The following is a 20,962-nucleotide window of genomic DNA, read 5'->3' on the forward strand; positions in this document are numbered from 1 at the left end:
GGAGGACGCGTCCAATCGGGGTACCACTGAATCTTGTAACACTGAGGTCTTATTTGGCCGAAACCTCCATGGAACGTTTCTATTCATCAAGGTCGCTAAGAATCCATTGGTCACCTAAACTTTTCTTCAGATCGGTTGAATACATGAGAACAGGCAGCTAAGACTTGATCTCCCGGGGAGTATTCTCCTCAGTCCTCGGGGTTCCTTAAAAAACTTGTTCTCCCCTTTTTGGCAGTTAATTTTAAATAGGGTTTTCATATATCACCACCGGTAAGTACTTTAAAAAGGAGGGATCGCCATGAGCGAATACAGGTTTATAAGGTGGTTTGAGGAGCTCAGGAAGACCGACGTTCCCCTCGTCGGTGGGAAGGGTGCCAACCTCGGAGAAATGACAAACGCCGGGATACCGGTTCCGCCCGGGTTCTGTGTCACAGCTGAGGCCTACAAGTACTTCGTCGAGAACGTCAAGCTCGAGGACGGTACCGTTCTTCAGGACTGGATCATGAACATCATAAGCCAGACCAACGTTGACGACTCAAAGCAGCTCCAGGAGAACACCGCCAAGATCAGGCAGAAGATCATCGAGCTCCCGATGCCGGAGGAGATTGCCAAGGAGATCGAGGACGCTTACAAGAAGCTCAGCGCCAGGTACAACAAGGACGCCGTTTACGTCGCCGTCAGGAGCTCGGCTACCGCCGAGGACCTTCCGGAGGCTTCCTTCGCCGGTCAGCAGGAGACCTACCTCGACGTCTACGGAGTTGACGACGTCATAGACAAGGTCAAGAAGTGCTGGGCCAGCCTCTGGACGGCTAGGGCCACCTTCTACAGGGCCAAGCAGGGCTTCGACCACAGCAAGGTCTACCTCTCAGCGGTCGTCCAGAAGATGGTCAACAGCGAGAAGAGCGGTGTCATGTTCACCGCCAACCCGGTCACCAACAACAGGAACGAGATCATGATCAACGCCAGCTGGGGCCTCGGTGAGGCCGTCGTCAGCGGAAGCGTCACCCCGGACGAGTACATCGTCGAGAAGGGCACCTGGAAGATAAAGGAGAAGTTCATCGCCAAGAAGGAGGTCATGGTCGTCCGCAACCCGGAGACCAACAAGGGTACCGTCTACGTCAAGGTCGCCGACTACCTCGGTCCGGAATACGTTGAGAAGCAGGTTCTCACCGAGGAACAGATCGTCGAGGTCGCCAAGATCGGCGCCAAGATCGAGGAGCACTACGGCTGGCCGCAGGACATCGAGTGGGCCTACGACAAGGACGACGGCAAGCTCTACATCGTCCAGAGCAGGCCGATAACCACCCTCAAGGAAGAAACTACTGCCACCGAGGCCGCCGAGACCGAGGAGGCCGAGGTCATCCTCAAGGGACTCGGTGCCTCACCGGGAATCGGCGCCGGCAAGGTCGTCGTCATCTTCGACGCCAGCGAGATTGACAAGGTCAAGGAGGGCGACGTTCTCGTAACGACAATGACCAACCCGGACATGGTTCCGGCCATGAAGAGGGCCAGCGCTATCATCACCGACGAGGGCGGAAGGACCAGCCACGCCGCTATCGTTAGCAGGGAGCTCGGCATTCCGGCCGTCGTCGGCACCAAGGAGGCCACCAAGGTCCTCAAGACCGGCGACTACGTCACCGTCGACGGCACCCGCGGTGTCGTCTACAAGGGCATAGTCAAGAGTCTCGTCGAGAAGAAGGAGGAAGAGAAGGCCGCTGGCGGACAGGTCGTCGTTGCCAGTGCCCCGCTCATCACCGCGACCAAGGTCAAGGTCAACGTCTCAATGCCCGAGGTCGCCGAGCGCGCCGCCGCCACCGGAGCCGACGGTGTCGGTCTCCTCAGGGCCGAGCACATGATCCTCAGCATCGGCCAGCACCCGATCAAGTTCATCAAGGACGGCAAGTTCGACGAGCTCGTCGAGAAGCTCGCCGACGGAATAAGGACCGTTGCCGCTGCCTTCTACCCGAGGCCGGTCTGGTACAGGACCCTCGACGCTCCGACTAACGAGTTCAAGGAGATGCCGGGTGGAGAGGACGAGCCGGACGAGAGGAACCCGATGCTTGGATGGCGCGGAATCAGGCGCGGTCTTGACCAGACCGAGCTCCTCAAGGCCGAGTTCACCGCCATCAAGAAGGTCGTCGAGGAGGGCTACGACAACATCGGCGTCATGCTCCCGCTCGTCGGCCACCCCGAGCAGATCAGGAAGGCCAAGGAGATAGCTAGGAGCGTCGGCCTCGAGCCGCACAAGGACGTCGAGTGGGGCATCATGATCGAGGTTCCGGCCGCTGCCCTCATCATCGAGGACCTCATCAAGGAGGGCCTTGACTTCGTCAGCTTCGGTACCAACGACCTCACCCAGTACACCCTCGCCATCGACAGGGACAACGACAGGATAGCGTACCTCTACGACGAGAAGCACCCGGCAGTGCTCAAGCTCATCGAGAACGTCATCAAGGTCGCCAAGAAGTACGGCGTCGAGACCAGCATCTGCGGCCAGGCCGGAAGCGACCCGAAGATGGCCAGAATCCTCGTCAGGCTCGGAATTGACAGCATCTCAGCGAACCCGGACGCCGTCGAGCTCATCAGGAAGACCGTCGCCCAGGAGGAGCAGAAGCTCATCCTCGAGGCTGCCCGCAAGAGGCTCTTCGAGTGAAGCCTTTTCGGCTTCCTCTTTTCTACTTGATTTTGAACCGGCATAACACGAGTTCTCAGCGCTCCAGTGCAGTCTTTCCCAGAGCTGGCTCTTTTATCCACGATAAACTTTTTATACACACGTTTAGATCGCTGTCATAATGAGGCGTGAAGTAGAGGCGATGCGCGAGCAGATAATCAAGGGACCAATAGTCAAAACGCTCATCCGGTTAGCCTATCCTTTGATCATAAACCAGCTCGTTCAGGTCCTCTACAACCTCACCGACACCTTCTGGCTGGGCAAGCTCGGAAGGACCGAACTATCAGCTCCGGGAACCGCCTGGCCCCTCGTGTGGTTCTTCATGAGCATGGGGATGGGGTTTGCCACGGCTGGCTTCGCCTTTGTGAGCCAGTATGTGGGGGCCAGAGAGTACGATAAGGCCAACCGTGCCGCGGGAGCGCTCTACTCCCTCATGATGCTGTTCTCGGCCGGAGTGGGAATATTCGGCGTCCTCTCGGCCCCCTACCTTCTCGGCTTCATGAACGTCAGCGATACGATCTATCCCTACGCCCTCAGGTACACCAGGGTAATATTCGCGGGCATTCCCTTCTCCTTCACGCTCTTCGCATTCAACTTCCTCCTCCGGGCCGTTGGGGACACGAAGACGCCGGTAAAGATAAACATAGCCACAGTCCTGCTCAACCTCGTCCTAGACCCCTTCTTCATATTCGGCTGGGGGCCTTTCCCCCGGATGGGGGTTGTCGGGGCCGCCGTTGCGACGATGCTCTCAAACAGCCTCGGCTCTCTCGTGGGCGGCTACCTCCTGTTCACTGGCAGGGTGGGGATCCACCTAACACCCGAAACTCTAAAGCCGGATCCCCACTTCTACTCCCGCATCTTCCGCGTCGGCCTTCCGTCGAGCGTGGGATCATCAACGACTGCGCTCGGCTTCGTCATCCTGACGAGGATTATATTCACGATCGGCGGGATCTACGGGCAGGCTCACGGGATAAAAGGCTACGAGGACGTTGCCTTCGCTACCTACAGCATAACCAACAGGCTGACGAACTTCATGTTCGCGTTCTCGGACGGCATAAGCATGGCGATGGGCACGATGGTCGGCCAGACCGTTGGGGCGAAGCTCTACGACAGGGCCAAGACAATAGCCGAGAGAACGATGCTCATAAACTTCACGATCCTTGGAGTTGGAACGCTCCTCTTTGCCTTCTTCCGCGTGCCAATCTTCAGGTTCTTCATCAGCGACCCCCAGATAATAGGGGAGAGCGCGAAGGTCGTCAAATACTTCTCCGCCTCGCTACCCTTCTTTGGAATATTCTCCGCCGTCAACAACGTCTTCCAGAGCTCAGGCCACACGAAGAAGAGCATGGTGCTCGGGATGGTGAGGCTCTGGGGCATAAGGCTCCCGCTCAGCTACGGGCTCGGAGTTTTGATGAGGGACACCGCAGGAATGTGGCTGGGAATGGGCCTGAGCAACGTTTTGGGGGCAGTTATAGCGCTCGCGTGGTTCCTTCGCGGGAACTGGATGAGTGGAATCATCGAGGAGTAACTTTTTATAGGCACGTTTCGACAGGGGTCTTACCGTGATGCCAATGGAGCGCGGAAAGCTGCAGAGAATGCGCGAGGAGATACTCAACGGCCCCATTGAAAAAACCTTGCTAAAGCTGGCCTATCCACTCATAGTCAGCAATCTCGTTCAGGTGCTGTACAACATAACCGACACATTCTGGCTGGGCAAGCTCGGGAGGGAAGCGCTGGCGGCACCGGGAACGAGCTGGCCGATAATAGGAACGCTGATGGCCCTCGGCATGGGCTTTGCTACGGCAGGTTTTGCCTTCGTCGGCCAGTACATAGGCGCCGGACGTTATGATAGGGCCAACCGCTCCGCTGGAGCGCTCTACTCGCTCATGCTCCTCTTCTCAACGGCAACGGCAATAATAAGCCTCGTGGTACTCCCGTACGCGCTCCGCTTTATGAAGGTGACTCCGAACGTCTACCCCTACGCGAAGGCCTACGCCCAGGTGGTCTTTGCCGGCGTCCCGCTTTCCTTCGCCTTCATGGCGTTCTCGGCTCTCATGAGGGCCTCCGGTGACACCAAAACGCCCGTGAAGATAAGCATGCTCACCGTTGGGATGAACATAGTTTTAGACCCGGTTTTCATATTCGTCCTGGGTCTGGGCGTGGAGGGAGCTGCCATAGCAACGGTCCTCTCAAACGGCACGGGCGCACTCATCGGCGCGAGAATCCTGACGAGCGGGAGGGCGGGCCTTCATCTAACGCGCGAGACCCTTAAGCCGGACTTCGAGTTCTACGGTAAGATCTTCCACGTCGGCCTCCCGTCGGCCGTTGGCCAGTCCGCGAACAGCTTCGGCTTCGTCGTCCTCACGAGGATCATCTACGGCTACGGCGACGTTGTTTACGCCGCCTACACCATAACCACCCGCCTCGTCAACTTCATAACGAGCATAGCTAGGGGCGTTAGCATGGCGATGGGAACTATGATAGCCCAGAACGTCGGAGCTGAAAACTACGGGAGGGCCAAGAGGATAGCTGAAAGGGCCATGGTAATCAACTTCCTAATAGCGTCCTCCGCGATACTCATCATCGGCCTCTTCAGGGTTCCCGTCTTCAGGGTCTTCCTCGACGATCCGGCTGTCATAGCCCAGAGCGAGTACGTGCTCAAGTACTTCCTCATCTCCGTGCCCTTCTTCAACGGGATATTCGTAGTTGTCACGAGAACCTTCAGCTCGGCCGGCCACACCAAGAAGAGCATGGTCCTCAGCATGCTGCGCCTCTGGGGCCTTAGGATTCCGCTCAGCTACGCCTTCGGCTACGTCGGAGCCATAACTGTACTCGGCCTCACGATACCGCTGGCGAGCCTCTTCGGCTTCACTAGCAGGGGAGTGTTCTTCGGGATGGGCATGAGCAACTTTCTGGCGGCGCTGGTGGCCCTAGCCTGGTTCATGCGCGGAAGCTGGATGAAGAGGATAATAGAGGAAAAATAGCCTCAGCCGAGGGTCTTCATAACGAACGCGAGCAGATCCGTTAACTCCCTAGCCCTCGTCTCCGGCGAGGCACCCATGTGACCGCTCTTCGTTTCCACGCGCAGATAAACCGGTGCTTCAACCTCTTTCATCTTCATGAAGAACTTCAGCGCATGAGCCGGGTGGACACGGTCGTCGTGAAGGCCCGTGTAGATGAGCGTCGGCGGATATTCCCTGTTGGGATCGATGTTGTGGTACGGACTGTACTTCAGCAGGAATTCCCTGTCCTTAGGGTCGTCGGGGTTGCCGTATTCGGGAACCCAGACGCTGCCGATGTAGAGCTTGTGGAAGCGGAGCATATCGATGACGGGGTAGCCTATCAAGGCAGAATCCATGACGTCGGGCCTCTGGGTGAGCGTCGCCGAAACGAGAAGCCCGCCGTTGCTCCTTCCCCAGGCTGCCACCTTGTAACCCTCTTCCTTGAGCTTTCCAAGGACGGCTATGAAGTCGTCGAAGACGTTCTGCTTGTTCTCCCTCATCCCAGCCCTGTGCCACTCCTCGCCGTATTCACTGCCACCGCGCAGGTTGGCCATCGCAAAGGTTCCGCCACGCTTGATGAAGGGAATCGCCTGCGGGAAGAAGCGAGGCGTCAGAGAGATGTTGAAGCCGCCGTAGCCGAAGACCCAGACCCTCTTCTTGTCCTCCGTTCCCTTCACGTGGAAGTAGTGGATTTTCGTTCCGTCCTTCGAGACCGCGAAGTCCTCCTCGACTCTGAAGTCGCCCTCAACTTCCTGCTTTTCGACGAGCTTAAGCTCCCCGTTGAACTCGTAGAGGCGGTAAGGCACTGTGAAGCTCTCGTAGCGGAGAAGAACCCTCCCCCCGTCGGTGTCGAGCGGGTAGACGCTTCCGGGGAGGTCAAAGGTTATCTCGTCGAGCTTTTCGCCATCGAGCGAATAAATCTCAAGTCTGTGGCTCGCGTGGACGAGCCTGCCGGCGAGGATTTTATCATCAACGATTACCGCCCACTCCAGCGGGAACTCTCCCTCCGAAATCACCTCGGTGACGTTCTCCCCCTCGAGGGCTACCACCTTCCCGAGGCCCCTGCCTTCCCTCGTGAGGACGTAGAGCTTCCCGTTGACGACATCTATAGGCTCCGCCGGGACCTCGGCGGAGTAAACCTTCTCCCACTTGTCCGGAGCCTCTATCGGCCCGATGTAGATTTCCGCCTTGTTCCAGCCGAAGGTGACCGTGAGCATGGCCCACTTCCCGTCGGTGCTCTTTCTCAGCGAGAGGAAGTAGCCCGAGCCAAGTCCCTTTCCAAAGACCATCCTCTCTCCGTTCTCGTCCCTGAAGAAGAGCCTCACCGCTGGAGCCTTAACTCCATCCGGCGTCTCACCGTGACGGTAGAACCTGCTGAAGTAGTAGCCCTTCCCTGTGAAGGTAACGTTCCAGACCGAGGGCTTGAACTCCTCCAGTATTTCGCCGGTTTCGAGGTTTACGATTCTCGTTATACCCTCGTCGGCACCGCCTATGGAGAAGCTGTAGGCGAGGAGCTTTCCAGATTTGTCCGCGGTGAACCCCTGGAGGAGAACCTCGTCGTTGAGTTCTTTCTCAAGCTCCTTGGAGTCAACTATGACTTCTCCGCCGAGCCACCTGATGATTTGCCTGTCCCTCTCCTTGTACATCGCGATGGTGCCTTTTTCGGTTAGTCTCGCGCCGTAGATAACCGGCATCGAGTAGTACTCCCAGACCTCTGGAAAGAGTTCGTCGCTCAGCTCCCCAACGAACTCCCTAAAGCGTTTGTTTTCCTCCTCAACTATCTTTAGAACGCGCTCATCCTTGAGGTTCTCCATCCACAGGTAGGGATCCTCCATAGAAACCACCGGGAGAATCTACGGAGATGAAGATATAAACGTTTAGGCGGGCGTTGCAGTATCACGCCCTGGAGATCTTTTTCTTAAGGCCCTCTATGAGGTCGATAAGCTCGTCCACGTCCTTTATCTCCTCGAAGCTGTCCTTAGGTATGAGGGGAACCTCAGAAACGACCTCCAGCTTCGATTTTTCGAGGACGAAGAGGCCACCGCTGTTTATTATCCTCCCAACCTCAGCCACCATCTCGGCCCGCTTAACCGTCGATTTCGTCTTCCTCTCGCCTATTCCGGTCAGAATAGTGAACTCGTCCTCCTTGGAGAGGGCGTTGAAGGGGGCGCGCTTGACCTTGACAACCCCCATACCAAGCTCTGTAAGCTTGTCGAATACCTCTTTCTCAAGCGGGGTCTCCGGCTTCGGGGGGGCGAGCTCGGCCTCGACCTTCGATCTCAAGATGTCTATCGGCTCCGCTATGGGCTCGTCGAAGATCTCCTCCATCCTCACGGCCACTTCGAGAGAGACCGCCTGCTCCTCCCTTTCGTAGTTCTGGAGGCTTTTCCTCGAGACCCCGAGGAGCTGGGCCAGTTCCCCAACGGAGTAGCCGTGCTTCTCGCGCAGTTTCCTCAGGAGCTCCCCGTTTATCCTGACGTAGAGCCCGCCGCGTTCGGCGAATATGGCCGGGAGCTCGCCCTCTATTAGGGCGTGGTAGAGGGTGGCCGGGTTCAGGGCGTAGATCCCAAAGCGCTCGTAGATCACGTCCTCCTCGAGCTCCGAGTTCTTGGTTCTCAGGCCGACTATTAGGGGGGAGGCTTTAAACACCTTCGAGAGCCTTTTCAGATCCTCGGCCTGCTCCTCCGTGACCGTGTCTATGTTCGTAACCACCTTAACGAACAGAAGGGTCAGCAAACCGCTGGCGACTATGTCAAAACACCCTCCCCTAAGCTCGACGTGAGCCACCTTGAAGCCGGCCCTCTGGAACAGCCTTGCAACGACGCCTATGAGTCTCTCCCTCTCCATCAAAGTTTAAATATGGCGGTGAACTTTTAAAGTTAAGGTGCAAATCATGAGGCCCGTTGTTATCGAAGGTGAGGGGGTCAGCCTTGGGGTGCTCGTGAGGGAAGACCTCCACACTATCTGGAAGTGGTACAACGACAGGAGGGTCAGGCGGTACATATCGTTCCCGCACGAGATCTTCTTCTACGAGGACGAGATGGAGTGGTACGAGGCCCTGAGAAGGGAGAAGAACAGGGAGAAGGTCTTCGCTATCGTAAAAAACGACGGGAAAAACCTGGTCGGCCTGATCGGGCTCCACAACATCGACCTCTACAGCAGGAACGCGGAACTAGGCTACTTCCTGGGTCCGGAGTACTGGGGGAGGGGGTACGCGACAGAGGCTGTCTCCCTCGCCGTGAGGTACGCCTTCGAGTGGCTTAACCTCAGGAAGCTCTACGCGAGGGTTTTTGAGCCTAACACAGCGTCAAGCGTGGTGCTGGAGAGGAACGGGTTCACATTGGCTGGGAGGCTCAGGGACCATCAGTACGTGCCGGGAATGGGATTCGTCGATGTGCTGCTCTACGAGCTCCTCAGGGAGGGAGATGGGCTTGTGTGAGTACGTCTACGGAAACGGAAGGAGGTGCAGGCTGAGGCCCATCCCCGGCTCTGGTTTTTGTGCCCTCCACGTGCCCTACGAGGAGGGGGAGTCCCTTCTGGGGGAGGAGATAAAGAAGGTTAAAGCCGAGAAGTTCAGCGAGCGGCTGAAGCGGGGGCAGACGTACTTCGAGGGCGTCTACCTCTACGACGTCGAGGTTGCCGGGTTCACCTCGGACAAAGTCCTCGTCTTCAAGAACTCCCACATAAAGACCCTGATCGTGGACGGCTCGACCCTCAAGGGGCTCATCCTCATAGGGTCCACCGTTGAGAGGGTCATAATCTTTGAGACCAAGGTCGAGATGCTCTTCTTCAAGGACTCGCAGATATTCGGCCTCAACCTCCTCCGCGTCGACTTCACGGGCCACATCTCGGTCAGGGATTCCGACGTCAAGTACCTGATGATAAACTCGACGAGGTACGTGAGGGAAGGCACGGGGGGGGAGGAGGCGGCGTACGGGGAGAGGAAAGGAATTCTGGGCACGATCGAACTTGCCGGCCTCAGGAACGTCAGGAGGATAGGGATAAACACGCGCTACCCCCTGCTTAGGAGGATACTGAGGGAGCACGGAATAAACCTCGAGGAAGGGCACGCCAGGATGGTTCGGGTCAAAACCATCGTGGTGAGGGACATAGAGTTTGACATCTCCCCGCGCTTTAAGAGGCAGGTGAGGCTGACCCTCAACGGGGTGAGCGGCCAGCTGGTCATGGAGAACCTCAACGTGTTCGGTCACGTGGAGATAAGGCGTAGCAGGCTCTCCTCCCCGGAGTTCGTCCACGTCAGGGTCGAGGGGAACTTCGTGCTGAGGTCTTCCTCGCTGGTTGTAGATCCCTCCTGGAGCATGACGACCCTCCCGAACCTCCCCATAGAGCTGGACGTAGGGGGCTTTTTCATAGTGGAGAACTGCACCTTCAGCAGCCCCTACGCGGAGGAGGCCTTCTACCGCCTCGCCCGCATCAGCTGGGAGAGGAGCGGCGACTTCGAGAGGGCGGATGAGTACTACTACCGCGAGATGGTGGCCAAGAGGAGGGTAAGGGCCAGCGGAAGGTGGAGGGGCTGGAAAAAGATCCTTTACAGGGCTGAGGTAGCCTTCGAGTGGCTTTTCGCGGACCTGACCTGCAAGTACGGCACCGACTGGAAGAGGCCCATACTGATATGGCTCGCCGCCGTCAACGTCTTCTTCCCCCTGCTCTTCTTCCTAACCAAAAGCGTCGAGGGCATATCTGGGAGCATGGGCTTCCTGGACTACGAGTACTTCAGCGTCGTCACCGCGACCACCCTCGGCTACGGTGACTACCACCCAATAGGCCTGGGGAGGGTAATAGCGTCGATCGAGGCCCTCTTCGGAATGTTCATGTGGGCGGTGTTCCTGACGGTGTTCGCGAGGAGGTACATGAGGTGATAACATGCGCGTTGGACTGATAGTCAACCCCATAGCCGGAATGGGCGGCAGGGTTGCACTCAAAGGCACGGACGGAGTCGTCGAGGAGGCAATAAGGAGGGGGGCCAGGCCGATAGCCCAAGACCTCGTGAGGCTCTTTCTCTCGGAGCTTTCCCATTACGGTGAGGCCAGTGAAATAATGTTCATCACAGGCCCGGGGCCGCTCGGGGAGGACGTCCTGGAAGAGTTTGACTTTGAGTTCGAAGTGATGCGACACAGGGAAATCGGCTACCGAGAAGTGGAGGGAGTGATGATTCCAGACACGAGTTCCGAGGACACCAAGGAGCTCGCGGGGAGAATGGCCGATAAGGTAGAGATCCTCCTCTTCGCCGGTGGCGACGGGACTGCGAGGGATGTAATCGAGGCCGTCGATGAGCGGGTTCCAATTCTAGGCATCCCAACGGGCGTTAAGATGTACTCGGGAGTTTTTGCGTATTCTCCGGAGGACGCGGCCGGGGTTCTTGTGGACTTCCTTCAGGGGCGCGCCAGGCTGGAGGAGCGGGAGGTGAGGGACATAGACGAAGATGCATACAGGCACGACGAGGTTAGGGCAAAAACCTACGGAAAGGCCGTAGTTCCGGTCGTTGAGACCCTGGTCCAGGGCAGCAAGGAGAGGGTTCCCCTCCGCGAGGAAGACGAGCTTGAGGTCATTGCAGAGGTTCTGGCTGAGGAAATCCTTGAAAACGACGGCGTTTACTTCCTCGGCTCCGGCTCGACGGTTAAGAGAATAAAGGAGAAGCTGGGCATAGAGGGAACCCTCCTCGGCGTCGATGTTGTCGAGATTCGAGATGGAAAGGCCAGGCTCCTCGTGAAGGACGCGACCGAGAGGGACCTCCTCAGATTTGTTGATCGGAACCCGAAAATCGTCGTTACGGTCATTGGAGGTCTAAACTTCCTCTTCGGCAGGGGCAACCAGCAGTTCTCGGCGGAGGTGCTGAGGAGGATTCCCAGGGAGAACATAACGGTCGTCGCCACCCCTTCCAAGCTTGAAAACGGCCCGCTCAGGGTTTACACGGGGGACAGGGAGGTCGATGAAAAGCTCAGGGGGTACATACGGGTTCGCGTTAGCCCCTGGATGGAGAGGCTCGTTAGGGTCGTTTAGGTTTAAACCAGAAGCCGTTTATATGAGCGCTCCCTATTCTCTACCGGTGAATCCTATGAAGTACAGCCGTATAGCGGTTAGACTCTTTGAGAGGGAGGGTGAGGATACGTTCTACGACCCCGTCTACCACGGAAGGACCATCAAGATATTCGGCATGGACGAGTGGCCGGGAAAGGCGCTGAAGTACATCGCGGACAGGTACCGGAAGATTGATTACGGGGTCGTCATCTTTGACACCGAGGGTGGCTTTCCAGAGGAGAGGTTCGACACCATAATCCGGGTGAGGGACGGTCAGGGGACGGGTCTCGACCCCTTGGTGCTGGCGGGAGAAGGTCTTCTCGACGGCTACACGGCCGCGACGATAGTCCAGACAGTTTACGGACTCGACAGAACCCTGACCGAGAGGCTCTACGCGGACTTTCTGGCTGGAAAGGTGAAGAGCGTTCCGGAGGCGGTGAAGTCGGACGGAAAATACGCTGAAGTCATTGGAGAAAGCTACACGCCCCTGGACGAGGCGTTCTATTCCGGGAAACCCCCCGAGTTCGGAAGGAACATCCTGGTGGAGCTGGGGAGACGTACAGCATAACCATGGCGGGCATAGCCTTTCTCGTGGTGAGCGCGGTGGTCAGGCACAGGAGAAACACGATGGTAGGCGTCAACGATGCGGCCGTTTTGGCGTACACCACAGCCGGCGGCGCGGCGATTCCTCTCATAACGAAGCCCCTCAGGGCCAGGGTGACCGTTCTCGCGACGCAGTATGCGGTGGAGTCGATAATGAACCTTGCCGGCCCTAGTTTGCTCCTCTACCACGACCCGGACACTCAGAGCGTGATCTACGAGACGAACGGCGTCCCGCCTGGTCCAATGAGGAAGCACGTCCACAAGGGACAGGCGGCCTTCATCTACCGCACGCCGGAGACGATAAACGTAGAGTGGGGCGAGATGCCTCTCTAACTCCTCAAACTTTTTACCAGCTCCTCCATGACGCCGAGGAAGATCTCGACCTCTTCAACGCTGTTGTAGACGTGGAACGACGCTCTAACCGTGCCGTTTATCCCGAGCCTCTTCATGACGGGTAAAGCACAGTGGTGGCCGGAGCGAACCATGATGTTGTGGTTGTCGAGTACGGCAGCGACGTCGTGTGGGTGGAGGGGTGGAACGTTGAAGCTCACTACACCGGCGTGCTTCTTCAGGTTCCTCGGCCCGTACCACGGCACTTCAAGCTCGTCCAAGCCTTCGGTGATGCGCTTTACGAGTTTGTGCTCCTGCCTCTCGATCCTATCGAGCCCTATCCTCTGGATGTAGCGTATTCCAGCGGCGAGGCCTATCGCACCGCCTATGTTGGGCGTCCCCGCTTCAAAGCGTTCTGGGGGTTCTGTGAGCTTGTAACCCTCCAGCCCAACGTCCTCTATCGTCCCTCCTCCTATCAGGGGAGGCTCGAAGGTCTCGAAGAACTCCTCGTTGATGTAGAGAACGCCTATTCCCGTCGGCCCCATCGGCCCCTTGTGGCCGGAAAGTCCCAAGAAGTCGGCGTGGAGCTTCTTGACATCGACCTCCATGTGGCCGGTGCTCTGGGCAGCGTCAACGACGAATATAGCCCCCTCCTCCTTCGCGAGCTTTCCTAGTTCTTCGACCTCGTGGATAACACCAAGGGCGTTTGAGACGTGCTGGACGGCTACCAGCTTTGCGCCTCTAATCTTTTTCTCGGCGTCGCTCAAATCCAGGTTGCCCTCGTCGTCGCCCTCTATGAACCCCAGTCTGAGGCCCTTTTTCTGAGCCAGCCTCTGCCAGGGAAGCAGGTCGGAGTGGTGCTCGTAGGGGGTGGTTACTATCCTGTCGCCGGGCTTGAATATGTGCTCAAGTCCAAGGGCGACAAGGTTGAGGCTCTCGCTCGTGTTCTTGGTGAAGACTATCTCCTCGAACTTGGCATTGAGGAACTCCGCCACGACCTTCCTGCTCTCCTCGTACTTGTGGGTCGCCATCTGAGAAAGGCGGTGTATTCCCCTGTGCACGTTGGCGCGGTACTTCAGGTAGTACTCGTCCATGGCCTCTATCACGGGCTTCGGCGTGAGCGAAGTAGCGGTGTTGTCGAAGTATATTACCTCCTCGGTCAGCGGAATGTCCTTCCTAACATCCTCCGGAATCCTCATGAAACCACCTCCAGAACTCCAGCACAGTCGTATATCACACGGGCGATTGATTCGCCCGTCTTTGAGTCCTCCAGCAGCTTGATTATTATCTTGCCGCTCGGATAGACGCTGACTTCGTAGCCCTCCATCTCAAGGATCAGCATCATACCCGGGATGAGCTTCTTGACGGTGTAGCCCTCCTCCCTGAGGCACTGGGCAGTCTTTGTTAAGTCCAGCTTTATCGGCCTCTCCCAAGAGTAGCCGCTTATGACGATCCCCTTCATCGTTACGCAGGGTTTTGCGATTATCATGCTCCCACCAAGTTACGCTCTGCCGGGGAGAATTTATGGGTTTCTTAAACCATAAGTTGATAGGACTCCCCCAAAGGTTTTGAACCGTCGGTTTAGGAAAGCCTAAAATCCGCTCCCCCGGATATTAAAACTATGAACGTCAGCGAGATCCTAAAGGCGAGGGAACTGGGGTACCTGCTGCTCATAGTCCTGATATCGTTCGGGGTAAGCGCGGCGACGCTCTATTTCTTGGGCATGGCCGGCTTTATTCTGCAGTTCCTCACACTGGCCCTGACGGACTCTGTGAACCCCTGCACCTTTGCAGTTTACACCCTTTTCCTGATAGCCCTCTCTGTTAAGGGGGTTGACAAGAAGAGGCTTTACATCGTTGGTCTTTCCTTTGTGGGGGCCGTTTACATTTCGTACTACACGCTGGGGCTCGGCCTCACCTTCGTCGCCGGGAAAATCCCCCTCGAATGGGCCGGCTACTTTGCCATAGCTTTTGGGGTGTACACCATAGCAACGGGAATAGCCGAGCGCTCGAGAACGGGCGATAAAAAGGCCCTGAGGAGGAAGATGTTCTCGACCGACACGACGGTTCTGGGGGCCCTGATCCTTGGAATAAGCGTCTCAACCACACTGCTCCCCTGTTCCGCCGGCCCCTATCTGGTCTACGCGGCAGTTATAGCCCGCTCGTCCATGGCGATGGTCGTCCTCCTGCTGGCCCTCTACAACCTGATATTCATCCTCCCCCTGCTGGTCATCCTGTTCGCCATGGGGAGCCTGAGGGAGAGCAAGGAGTTCTCCAGGGCGATGGTGAGGCACTCGGCCGAGCTCTCGGTGGTTGCCGGGGTTCTCCTCGTTGCCATCGGCCTCTGGATCCTCGGGCTCGTCTAACCATCCACTGCATCGAAAGATTTAAAAAGGCCCTCCGGAAGGTATAACCCGGGCGCTCGGGCAGTGCCGGGGTAGCTTAGCCTGGTCAGAGCGCTCGGCTCATAGGGCCGCTCCCCTTCGGGGGAGCCTGAGAAACCGAGAGGTCCGGGGTTCAAAGCCCCGCCCCGGCACCATTGAAACTTTGCCTTCGCAAAGTTTCGCGCTGGCGGGAAGATTGCGTGCTTTTCTAGAACTTCAGGGGGTTGAGTTTACCTATCATTGTGTTCTCTAGGGTGTTGCCGCTGCAGCCGTATTTTGGTTATTTTGCTTCCTCCCCATCCCCGCAACCCTTTAAAACCCTCCCCCTCAGCCTAACCCGGTGGTGAGGATGAGGATCGCGGTCATCGATTACGACAAGTGCAACCCGGACAAGTGCGGGCACTTCCTGTGCGAGAGGGTTTGTCCCGTCAACCGAATGGGGGGCGAGGCCATAATCATAGACGAGGACAACTACCGACCGGTGATACAGGAAGCCAGCTGTACCGGTTGCGGAATCTGTGTGCACAAATGCCCCTTCGGTGCGATAACCATAGTCAACCTCCCCGAGGAGCTTGAGGAGGGCTGCGTTCACAGGTACGGCATAAACGCCTTCGTTCTTTACCGCCTCCCTGTCGTCAAGGACGGCATGGTCGTCGGAATCCTCGGGCCTAACGGGACGGGTAAGACAACTGCCGTTAAGATCCTCTCCGGGCAGATGATACCCAACCTCTGCGAGGACAACGAGGGCTGGGACGCCGTCATCAAGGCCTTCCGCGGCAACGAGCTTCAGAACTACTTCGAGAGGCTGAAGAACAAGGAGATACGCCCGGTGGTGAAGCCCCAGTACGTCGATTTAATTCCCAAGGCGGTTAAGGGGAAAGTTCGCGACCTCCTGAAGAAAGCTGACGAGACCGGGAAGTTCGACGAAGTTGTAAGGGAGCTCGAGCTTGAGAACATCCTCGACAGAGACATAAAACACCTCTCCGGCGGTGAGCTCCAGAGGGTCGCCATAGCGGCCGCCCTCCTCCGCAATGCGCACTTCTACTTCTTCGACGAGCCGTCGAGCTACCTCGACATAAGGCAGCGCCTCAGGATAGCCAAGACGATAAGGAAGCTCGCCGAGGGAGGAAAGGCCGTCTTAACTGTAGAGCACGACCTCGCCATCCTCGACTACATGAGCGACATAATCCACGTCGTCTACGGCAAGCCAGGAGCTTATGGTATATTCTCGCAGCCCAAATCAACGAGGAACGGGATAAACGAGTTCCTCCGCGGCTACCTCCGCGACGAGAACGTCCGCTTCAGGCCCTTCGAGATAAGCTTCACGAAGAAGAGCGAGAGGAAGAGCCAGGAGGGTGAGGTGCTCGTCCAGTACCCGAGACTCGTAAAGGACTACGGCTCCTTCAGGCTTGAGGCGGCTGGAGGGGAGCTCTACATTGGTGAGGTCGTTGGCATAGTGGGTCCGAACGGCATAGGTAAGACGACCTTCGTCAAGATGCTCGCCGGCGTTGAAAAACCGACTGAGGGCGAAGTCGACTGGTCGCTCACCGTCTCCTACAAGCCCCAGTACATCAAGGCGGACTACGAGGGAACCGTTTATGATCTCCTGAGCAAGATAGACGCCGCCAAGCTCATGAGCAGCTTCTACAAGAGCGAGCTCCTCAACCCACTTGGTATCCCGGAGCTGTACGACAGACAGCTCAGCGAGCTCAGCGGTGGTGAGCTTCAGCGCGTTGCGATAACCGCCGCCCTCATCAGGGACGCGGACATATACCTCCTCGACGAGCCCTCAGCCCACCTCGACGTCGAGCAGAGGCTTGCCGTTTCCAAGGCGATACGCTCCCTGATGGCCAAGAACGAGAAGACGGCTCTGATAGTCGAGCACGACGTCATGATGGTCGACTACCTCAGCGACAGGCTTATAGTCTTCGAGGGCGAGCCGGGGAAGCACGGTAAGGCTCTGCCGCCGATGGGCATGCGCGAGGGCATGAACCGCTTCTTAGCGAGCGTTGGCATAACCTTCAGGCGCGACCCCGACACAGGGAGGCCGAGGGCCAACAAGGAAGGCTCGGTAAAGGACAGGGAGCAGAAGGAGATGGGGGAGTATTACTACACCTTCTGACCTACTTTTTTGATAAAGGTTAAAAGTTCCGCCGACAAGTGTCCACCATGAGGCCGGACTACAGAAAGATCGGCTGGTTTGTGGTTGTCTTGACGGCGGTATTGTCTCTGATGCTCCTGCTGAAGCCCTATTTCCCGAGGGAAAGCCCCGGAGAACCGGTGGGGGGCGAAGTTGTCCTCCCGAAGCCCAAGGTTGACGGGAGTATGAGCGTTGAAAGGGCCATCGCCACGCGGCGTAGCGTAAGGGAGTACCTCCCGGAACCCCTCTCCATCGAGGAGCTGTCCCAGCTCCTGTGGGCGGCCCAAGGCATAACAAGCCCCGACGGAAAAAGGGCCGCTCCCAGCGCGGGGGCGACTTATCCCTTCTCTGTCTACGTCGCAGTGGGGAACGTCAGGGGCCTCCCCCCAGGCATCTACCTCTACAACCCCCAGAGACATTCCCTCGGCCTGATCAAACCCGGGGACTACCGGGGTGATCTGGAGAAAGCCGCCCTGGATCAGGACTGGGTTGGCGATGCCGCGGTGGACATAGTCCTGGTTGCTTTCTACGAGAGGACCGTGAAGGTCTACGGGGAGAGGGGCTACAGGTACGTCCACATGGAGGCAGGCCACATAGGGCAGAACATCTACCTCCAGGCCACAGCCCTCTCACTCGGAACGGTTGCCGTCGGCGCTTTTGACGATGAGAAGGTAGCTGAGATACTGGGCACTGAAGGGGCCCCCCTCTACATATTCCCCGTCGGGAGGGTCGGAGATGAACCTTGACCACAACACATTAGGCTGGATAACCTTCGGACTCATGACCCTCAGCATGCTGAGCGGAGCCTTTATATTCCTCAACCGCAAGAACTCAAGGATCTGGACCTTAATCCACGTCATAATCTCGATACTCGCCTACGTGGCGATGTTCCTAACCCTGTGGGCCGTGAGGTGGTAGAATGTCCCTTCCCCCAGGAAAGCTTCCCCCCGAAAAGCTTGAAGAGCTGGTCTTCAGGAGGATAGGGAAGGCCGGGAAAAGGGTCATAGTCGGTCCGGGTCAGGGGATCGACGCCTCTGCGATAGACTTCGGGGATAAAGTACTGGTGGCCTCGACCGACCCGATAACCGGGGCCGGGAAGGGGATAGGGTTTTACGCGGTCCACATAAACGCGAACGACGTGGCCGTTTTTGGGGCCAGGCCCAAGTGGTTCCTGGTGACGATCCTCCTACCGGAAGGCTCCGGTGAGGAACTGCTCGCGCGCATAATGGACGAGATTCTGGAAACCGCGGAAAGCCTGGGCGTTGCCGTTGTGGGCGGCCACACCGAGGTTACTCCCGGGCTCAGGAGGCCGATAGTGGTCGGAACGATGCTCGGGGAGGCCGAGAGGGAAAAACTAGTTACCTCCGACGGGGCCAAGCCCGGGGACGCGATAGTGATGACCAAATGGGCGGGCCTGGAAGGCACGTCGATAATCGCCCGGGAGAGGGAGGGGGAGCTGAGGGAGGTCTTTGGAGAAAGCTTCGTCGAGAGGGCGAAGGCGCTGATAGATTACATAAGCGTCCTGCCAGAGGCCGCGCTGATTAGAGAGTTCGCGGACGCGATGCACGACCCCACGGAGGGAGGGATCCTCAACGGGCTCCACGAGATGGCCGACGGTGCGGGCCTTGGCCTGAGGGTCTTCCTGGACAGGATCCCCATCAGGGGGGAAACTACCAAAATCTGCGAGTTCTACAGCATAGACCCCCTGGCGCTGATAGGGTCTGGCTCCCTCCTGGCGGCGGTGCCGCGGGACCACGCGAAGTTCGTGGTCGAGAAGCTTCTCGCAAAGGGCATAAACGCGGCTGTGATAGGGGAGTTCCTGGCCGAGAAGAAGAGGGTGGCAATAAAGGGCGGGGATGAGGTGCCGCTTAGGAGGCCGGAGAGCGACGAGCTCTGGAAGGTAGTCTAGAGCTCAACGGACAGGTTGAACTTCTTTTCCTCCTCAAGCTTCTTCAGGATCTCGTGGGCCTTCCTCTGCTCCAGGGGTATCCTCTTGAGCTGCTCATAGGCGGCCATTATCTCCCTCTTCTCGTCACCAAAGGCCCTCTGGCCCATGTATAGCAGGACGGCCAGTAGAACGCCCTTCATGGTCCTCTCGGGAAGCGGGAGCATCTTCCACCCGTTGTCGTACACGTAGGCCACCTTCGGGGTCTCGTGCCCCTCCAGGAGGTAGATGGGGACGATCCTCTTTCCTTTGTCGACCTTTAGGTACTCGAAGAGGGCCTCCCTCGGGTAGCCCTCCTTTATGAGCCCCATGAAGCTGAGCTCAAGGGCCTTTAGAAGGGAGGAGAGGCGCTCCATATCGTTTATCCTGGCCTTGGAGAAGAGAGAGAGCTTCAGCGCGGCCTTCATCGGCGGTTCCTCGAGGATGTTCACCTTTACGAGGATCCTCTCCCTCAGACTGGAACCCACTTCGAAGGCCTTTACCCCTATCCACACGGCACCGTTGGTCAGTATGCCGTACCTGACGCCCGTGCTGAAGCAGTACTTGGCGAGCTGGCGGAGGGGCTCTTCCCTCTTAGACACGTTAACGCTCAGGTTCTTGGCCTCAAGGTAGGCCACCGTCTCACCGCCGATTATGAGGGCGTAGTCGGCCCTGCCCTCATCAGTCCTCGACTCGGGCCTTACCTCCTCGGGGTTGTTCCAGTCCCACCCGAGGGATGTCATTATCTCCCCTATGAGGTGCTGCTTCACGGCCTCCTCGTTGCTCTCGTAGAGGCTCCTGTGTGCGTCTATCTTCTTCAGAACCCTCATTATGCTCTCCGCTATCGGGCCCAGTTCCGCGGATCCAGGAGTGGTGGACACCGGCAGGGCCTGATCGAGGGCCTTTGATTTAGTCTCGGCCATTAAAGCTCACCGGTTGGACGCTTTCGCCATACATATACTCCCCTCCCCACCCTAAAAAACGTTTTGTCCCGACAAGGTTTTTATTGCCCGGGAGTATTGGGGATGGTGATAAACTTGTGCCGCGTTCTATTCGCAGTCGGCGACGGGGGGGAGCTTTCCCCCCTCGTGGACGCCCTCGTGGAATCCTCCAGAAACGATCCGTACAAGGAGGCCAGGGGGAAGGGGAGGGAGCACAGGGACGGCTGGGGATACGTCGTTCTAAAAAGGGAGGGGGTCGAAAGCTACCGCTTCGTTAAGCCCATATTCGAGGATTCAGGGGGCGTTGAAGGCCTCAAGGCATCCCTCAAAGGGTTCTCGGCGCTGCTACTCCACTCCCGGGCGGCTTCCCAGGGCCCCAAAAACCTCTTCAACACCCAGCCCTTCGGGTTTTCAAGCAGGAAGGGCTTCTCGTACTGGGTATACCACAACGGCGACCTGGACAAGGGGAAAATAATCAGGATGGCCGAGTTCGAGGAGGATCACTTCAGACACGCCTCGGACAGCTACGCGATGGCCTCCTATCTCTGCAGGCGGCTTGAGTCCTTCGAGAAGGACGAACTGCTGAGACACTACTCCCTGCTTTCCAGAACCGCTAACACGAGCTTCAACACTGGAACGCTCTTCCTCGGGTCGGATGGAAGGGCAGTGGGTTTCGTGACGGCCTACTCAAAGCCACTCTACATAATGAACTCAAGGAACTGGGACTACGTCAGGCAGATCGTCCTGAGGAAGGAGAACCTGTTCGCCGTCGGCTCGTCTACCCTCGAGCTCTACCACAGGGACGAATGGAAGCCAGTTGTCAACGGCACTGCCTTCTACGTCGACATCGACTTCGAGGGGGAGGCTTTTGAGGTTGAGGAGCTGGTCCTAGGTTGAGGTAGCGTTTTATACTTTGCCGCCCTACTTTT

Annotated in this window: 19 protein-coding genes and 1 tRNA gene; 15 read left to right on the forward strand and 5 right to left on the reverse strand. The window is 57.7% G+C overall.

Features of this window, described 5'->3' with window-relative positions; all coding sequences use genetic code 11:
• Nucleotides 1-298: 298 nt before the first annotated feature.
• The 3 genes from ppsA to ACZ5AM_RS08490 all read left to right on the forward strand — a co-directional run bounded on the left by ppsA (nucleotide 299) and on the right by ACZ5AM_RS08490 (nucleotide 5,655).
• Nucleotides 299-2,653, forward strand: a complete 2,355-nt coding sequence (gene ppsA / locus ACZ5AM_RS08480; RefSeq protein ID WP_464914560.1) for a phosphoenolpyruvate synthase — start codon at nucleotides 299-301, stop codon at nucleotides 2,651-2,653.
• 139 nt (nucleotides 2,654-2,792) lie between these two features.
• Nucleotides 2,793-4,199 (forward strand): MATE family efflux transporter, encoded by a 1,407-nt coding sequence (locus tag ACZ5AM_RS08485; protein WP_464914561.1) that lies wholly within the window; start codon nucleotides 2,793-2,795, stop codon nucleotides 4,197-4,199.
• A gap of 43 nt (nucleotides 4,200-4,242) precedes the next feature.
• The gene (locus ACZ5AM_RS08490) at nucleotides 4,243-5,655 is read left to right on the forward strand and encodes an MATE family efflux transporter (protein WP_464916084.1); all 1,413 of its coding nucleotides are present in this window, start codon (nucleotides 4,243-4,245) and stop codon (nucleotides 5,653-5,655) included.
• Between the two features lie 2 nt (nucleotides 5,656-5,657).
• Here ACZ5AM_RS08490 and ACZ5AM_RS08495 read toward each other — a convergent pair whose 3' ends face one another.
• Nucleotides 5,658-7,508 carry a prolyl oligopeptidase family serine peptidase gene (locus ACZ5AM_RS08495; protein WP_464916085.1) on the reverse strand — a complete coding sequence of 617 codons (1,851 nt, stop codon included), beginning with the start codon at nucleotides 7,506-7,508 and terminating at the stop codon, nucleotides 5,658-5,660.
• A gap of 61 nt (nucleotides 7,509-7,569) precedes the next feature.
• On the reverse strand, nucleotides 7,570-8,520 hold the full coding sequence (locus tag ACZ5AM_RS08500; RefSeq protein WP_464914562.1) for a transcriptional regulator: 951 nt from the start codon (nucleotides 8,518-8,520) through the stop codon (nucleotides 7,570-7,572).
• 46 nt (nucleotides 8,521-8,566) lie between these two features.
• Here ACZ5AM_RS08500 and ACZ5AM_RS08505 point away from each other — a divergent pair, with 46 nt between their 5' ends.
• From ACZ5AM_RS08505 to ACZ5AM_RS08525, 5 genes are read left to right on the forward strand one after another with little or no spacing between them, the layout of a single operon-like run.
• On the forward strand, nucleotides 8,567-9,112 hold the full coding sequence (locus ACZ5AM_RS08505) for a GNAT family N-acetyltransferase (RefSeq protein ID WP_464914563.1): 546 nt from the start codon (nucleotides 8,567-8,569) through the stop codon (nucleotides 9,110-9,112).
• The gene (locus tag ACZ5AM_RS08510; protein WP_464916086.1) at nucleotides 9,105-10,553 is read left to right on the forward strand and encodes a potassium channel family protein; all 1,449 of its coding nucleotides are present in this window, start codon (nucleotides 9,105-9,107) and stop codon (nucleotides 10,551-10,553) included. The genes ACZ5AM_RS08505 and ACZ5AM_RS08510 overlap by 8 nt, the downstream gene beginning before the upstream one ends.
• Before the next feature lie 4 nt (nucleotides 10,554-10,557).
• Nucleotides 10,558-11,694, forward strand: a complete 1,137-nt coding sequence (locus tag ACZ5AM_RS08515; RefSeq protein ID WP_464914564.1) for an ATP-NAD kinase family protein — start codon at nucleotides 10,558-10,560, stop codon at nucleotides 11,692-11,694.
• 46 nt (nucleotides 11,695-11,740) lie between these two features.
• Complete coding sequence (locus tag ACZ5AM_RS08520) at nucleotides 11,741-12,280, forward strand: hypothetical protein (protein WP_464914565.1); 540 nt, start codon at nucleotides 11,741-11,743, stop codon at nucleotides 12,278-12,280.
• A 35-nt stretch (nucleotides 12,281-12,315) separates the two neighbouring features.
• A complete protein-coding gene (locus ACZ5AM_RS08525) occupies nucleotides 12,316-12,648 on the forward strand; it encodes a hypothetical protein (protein ID WP_464914566.1) in 333 nt (110 codons plus the stop codon).
• Here the strand turns inward: ACZ5AM_RS08525 and ACZ5AM_RS08530 are convergent.
• Nucleotides 12,645-13,844, reverse strand: coding sequence for a cysteine desulfurase (locus tag ACZ5AM_RS08530; RefSeq protein ID WP_464914567.1), 1,200 nt, complete (start codon nucleotides 13,842-13,844; stop codon nucleotides 12,645-12,647). The two genes, ACZ5AM_RS08525 and ACZ5AM_RS08530, sit on opposite strands and share 4 nt — an antisense overlap.
• Nucleotides 13,841-14,134 (reverse strand): hypothetical protein, encoded by a 294-nt coding sequence (locus ACZ5AM_RS08535; protein ID WP_464914568.1) that lies wholly within the window; start codon nucleotides 14,132-14,134, stop codon nucleotides 13,841-13,843. Before ACZ5AM_RS08535 ends, ACZ5AM_RS08530 begins: the two co-directional genes overlap by 4 nt.
• Before the next feature lie 132 nt (nucleotides 14,135-14,266).
• On the opposite strand from ACZ5AM_RS08535, the gene ACZ5AM_RS08540 reads away from it, so the two are divergent.
• The 6 genes from ACZ5AM_RS08540 to ACZ5AM_RS08565 all read left to right on the forward strand — a co-directional run bounded on the left by ACZ5AM_RS08540 (nucleotide 14,267) and on the right by ACZ5AM_RS08565 (nucleotide 19,077).
• Nucleotides 14,267-15,010 carry a cytochrome c biogenesis protein CcdA gene (locus ACZ5AM_RS08540; protein ID WP_464914569.1) on the forward strand — a complete coding sequence of 248 codons (744 nt, stop codon included), beginning with the start codon at nucleotides 14,267-14,269 and terminating at the stop codon, nucleotides 15,008-15,010.
• A gap of 65 nt (nucleotides 15,011-15,075) precedes the next feature.
• Nucleotides 15,076-15,183 (forward strand) — tRNA-Met (locus tag ACZ5AM_RS08545).
• 194 nt (nucleotides 15,184-15,377) lie between these two features.
• Nucleotides 15,378-17,150, forward strand: coding sequence for a ribosome biogenesis/translation initiation ATPase RLI (locus ACZ5AM_RS08550; protein WP_464916087.1), 1,773 nt, complete (start codon nucleotides 15,378-15,380; stop codon nucleotides 17,148-17,150).
• A 47-nt stretch (nucleotides 17,151-17,197) separates the two neighbouring features.
• Nucleotides 17,198-17,914 (forward strand): SagB/ThcOx family dehydrogenase, encoded by a 717-nt coding sequence (locus tag ACZ5AM_RS08555; protein WP_464914570.1) that lies wholly within the window; start codon nucleotides 17,198-17,200, stop codon nucleotides 17,912-17,914.
• Nucleotides 17,904-18,086 carry a hypothetical protein gene (locus tag ACZ5AM_RS08560; protein ID WP_464914571.1) on the forward strand — a complete coding sequence of 61 codons (183 nt, stop codon included), beginning with the start codon at nucleotides 17,904-17,906 and terminating at the stop codon, nucleotides 18,084-18,086. Before ACZ5AM_RS08555 ends, ACZ5AM_RS08560 begins: the two co-directional genes overlap by 11 nt.
• 1 nt (nucleotide 18,087) lies before the next feature.
• Nucleotides 18,088-19,077: an AIR synthase family protein gene (locus tag ACZ5AM_RS08565; RefSeq protein WP_464914572.1), complete on the forward strand. Its 990-nt coding sequence runs from the start codon at nucleotides 18,088-18,090 to the stop codon at nucleotides 19,075-19,077.
• Here ACZ5AM_RS08565 and ACZ5AM_RS08570 read toward each other — a convergent pair.
• Nucleotides 19,074-20,015: a type I restriction enzyme HsdR N-terminal domain-containing protein gene (locus ACZ5AM_RS08570; RefSeq protein WP_464914573.1), complete on the reverse strand. Its 942-nt coding sequence runs from the start codon at nucleotides 20,013-20,015 to the stop codon at nucleotides 19,074-19,076. The genes ACZ5AM_RS08565 and ACZ5AM_RS08570 overlap by 4 nt on opposite strands.
• A 102-nt stretch (nucleotides 20,016-20,117) precedes the next feature.
• Here ACZ5AM_RS08570 and ACZ5AM_RS08575 point away from each other — a divergent pair, with 102 nt between their 5' ends.
• Nucleotides 20,118-20,930: a class II glutamine amidotransferase gene (locus tag ACZ5AM_RS08575; RefSeq protein ID WP_464914574.1), complete on the forward strand. Its 813-nt coding sequence runs from the start codon at nucleotides 20,118-20,120 to the stop codon at nucleotides 20,928-20,930.
• Nucleotides 20,931-20,962: the final 32 nt, after the last annotated feature.

It is taken from the genome of Thermococcus fumicolans (assembly GCF_055386755.1).

Excerpts from the sequence above, each read along its gene's own strand:
- ppsA (WP_464914560.1), top strand. The coding sequence starts at position 299 with ATGAGCGAATACAGGTTTATAAGGTGGTTTGAGGAGCTCAGGAAGACC.
- ACZ5AM_RS08485 (WP_464914561.1), top strand. The coding sequence starts at position 2,793 with ATGAGGCGTGAAGTAGAGGCGATGCGCGAGCAGATAATCAAGGGACCA.
- ACZ5AM_RS08490 (WP_464916084.1), top strand. The coding sequence starts at position 4,243 with ATGGAGCGCGGAAAGCTGCAGAGAATGCGCGAGGAGATACTCAACGGC.
- ACZ5AM_RS08495 (WP_464916085.1), bottom strand. The coding sequence starts at position 7,508 with ATGGAGGATCCCTACCTGTGGATGGAGAACCTCAAGGATGAGCGCGTT.
- ACZ5AM_RS08500 (WP_464914562.1), bottom strand. The coding sequence starts at position 8,520 with ATGGAGAGGGAGAGACTCATAGGCGTCGTTGCAAGGCTGTTCCAGAGG.
- ACZ5AM_RS08505 (WP_464914563.1), top strand. The coding sequence starts at position 8,567 with ATGAGGCCCGTTGTTATCGAAGGTGAGGGGGTCAGCCTTGGGGTGCTC.
- ACZ5AM_RS08515 (WP_464914564.1), top strand. The coding sequence starts at position 10,558 with ATGCGCGTTGGACTGATAGTCAACCCCATAGCCGGAATGGGCGGCAGG.
- ACZ5AM_RS08530 (WP_464914567.1), bottom strand. The coding sequence starts at position 13,844 with ATGAGGATTCCGGAGGATGTTAGGAAGGACATTCCGCTGACCGAGGAG.
- ACZ5AM_RS08535 (WP_464914568.1), bottom strand. The coding sequence starts at position 14,134 with ATGATAATCGCAAAACCCTGCGTAACGATGAAGGGGATCGTCATAAGC.
- ACZ5AM_RS08540 (WP_464914569.1), top strand. The coding sequence starts at position 14,267 with ATGAACGTCAGCGAGATCCTAAAGGCGAGGGAACTGGGGTACCTGCTG.
- ACZ5AM_RS08550 (WP_464916087.1), top strand. The coding sequence starts at position 15,378 with ATGAGGATCGCGGTCATCGATTACGACAAGTGCAACCCGGACAAGTGC.
- ACZ5AM_RS08555 (WP_464914570.1), top strand. The coding sequence starts at position 17,198 with ATGAGGCCGGACTACAGAAAGATCGGCTGGTTTGTGGTTGTCTTGACG.
- ACZ5AM_RS08560 (WP_464914571.1), top strand. The coding sequence starts at position 17,904 with ATGAACCTTGACCACAACACATTAGGCTGGATAACCTTCGGACTCATG.
- ACZ5AM_RS08565 (WP_464914572.1), top strand. The coding sequence starts at position 18,088 with ATGTCCCTTCCCCCAGGAAAGCTTCCCCCCGAAAAGCTTGAAGAGCTG.
- ACZ5AM_RS08570 (WP_464914573.1), bottom strand. The coding sequence starts at position 20,015 with ATGGCCGAGACTAAATCAAAGGCCCTCGATCAGGCCCTGCCGGTGTCC.
- ACZ5AM_RS08575 (WP_464914574.1), top strand. The coding sequence starts at position 20,118 with ATGGTGATAAACTTGTGCCGCGTTCTATTCGCAGTCGGCGACGGGGGG.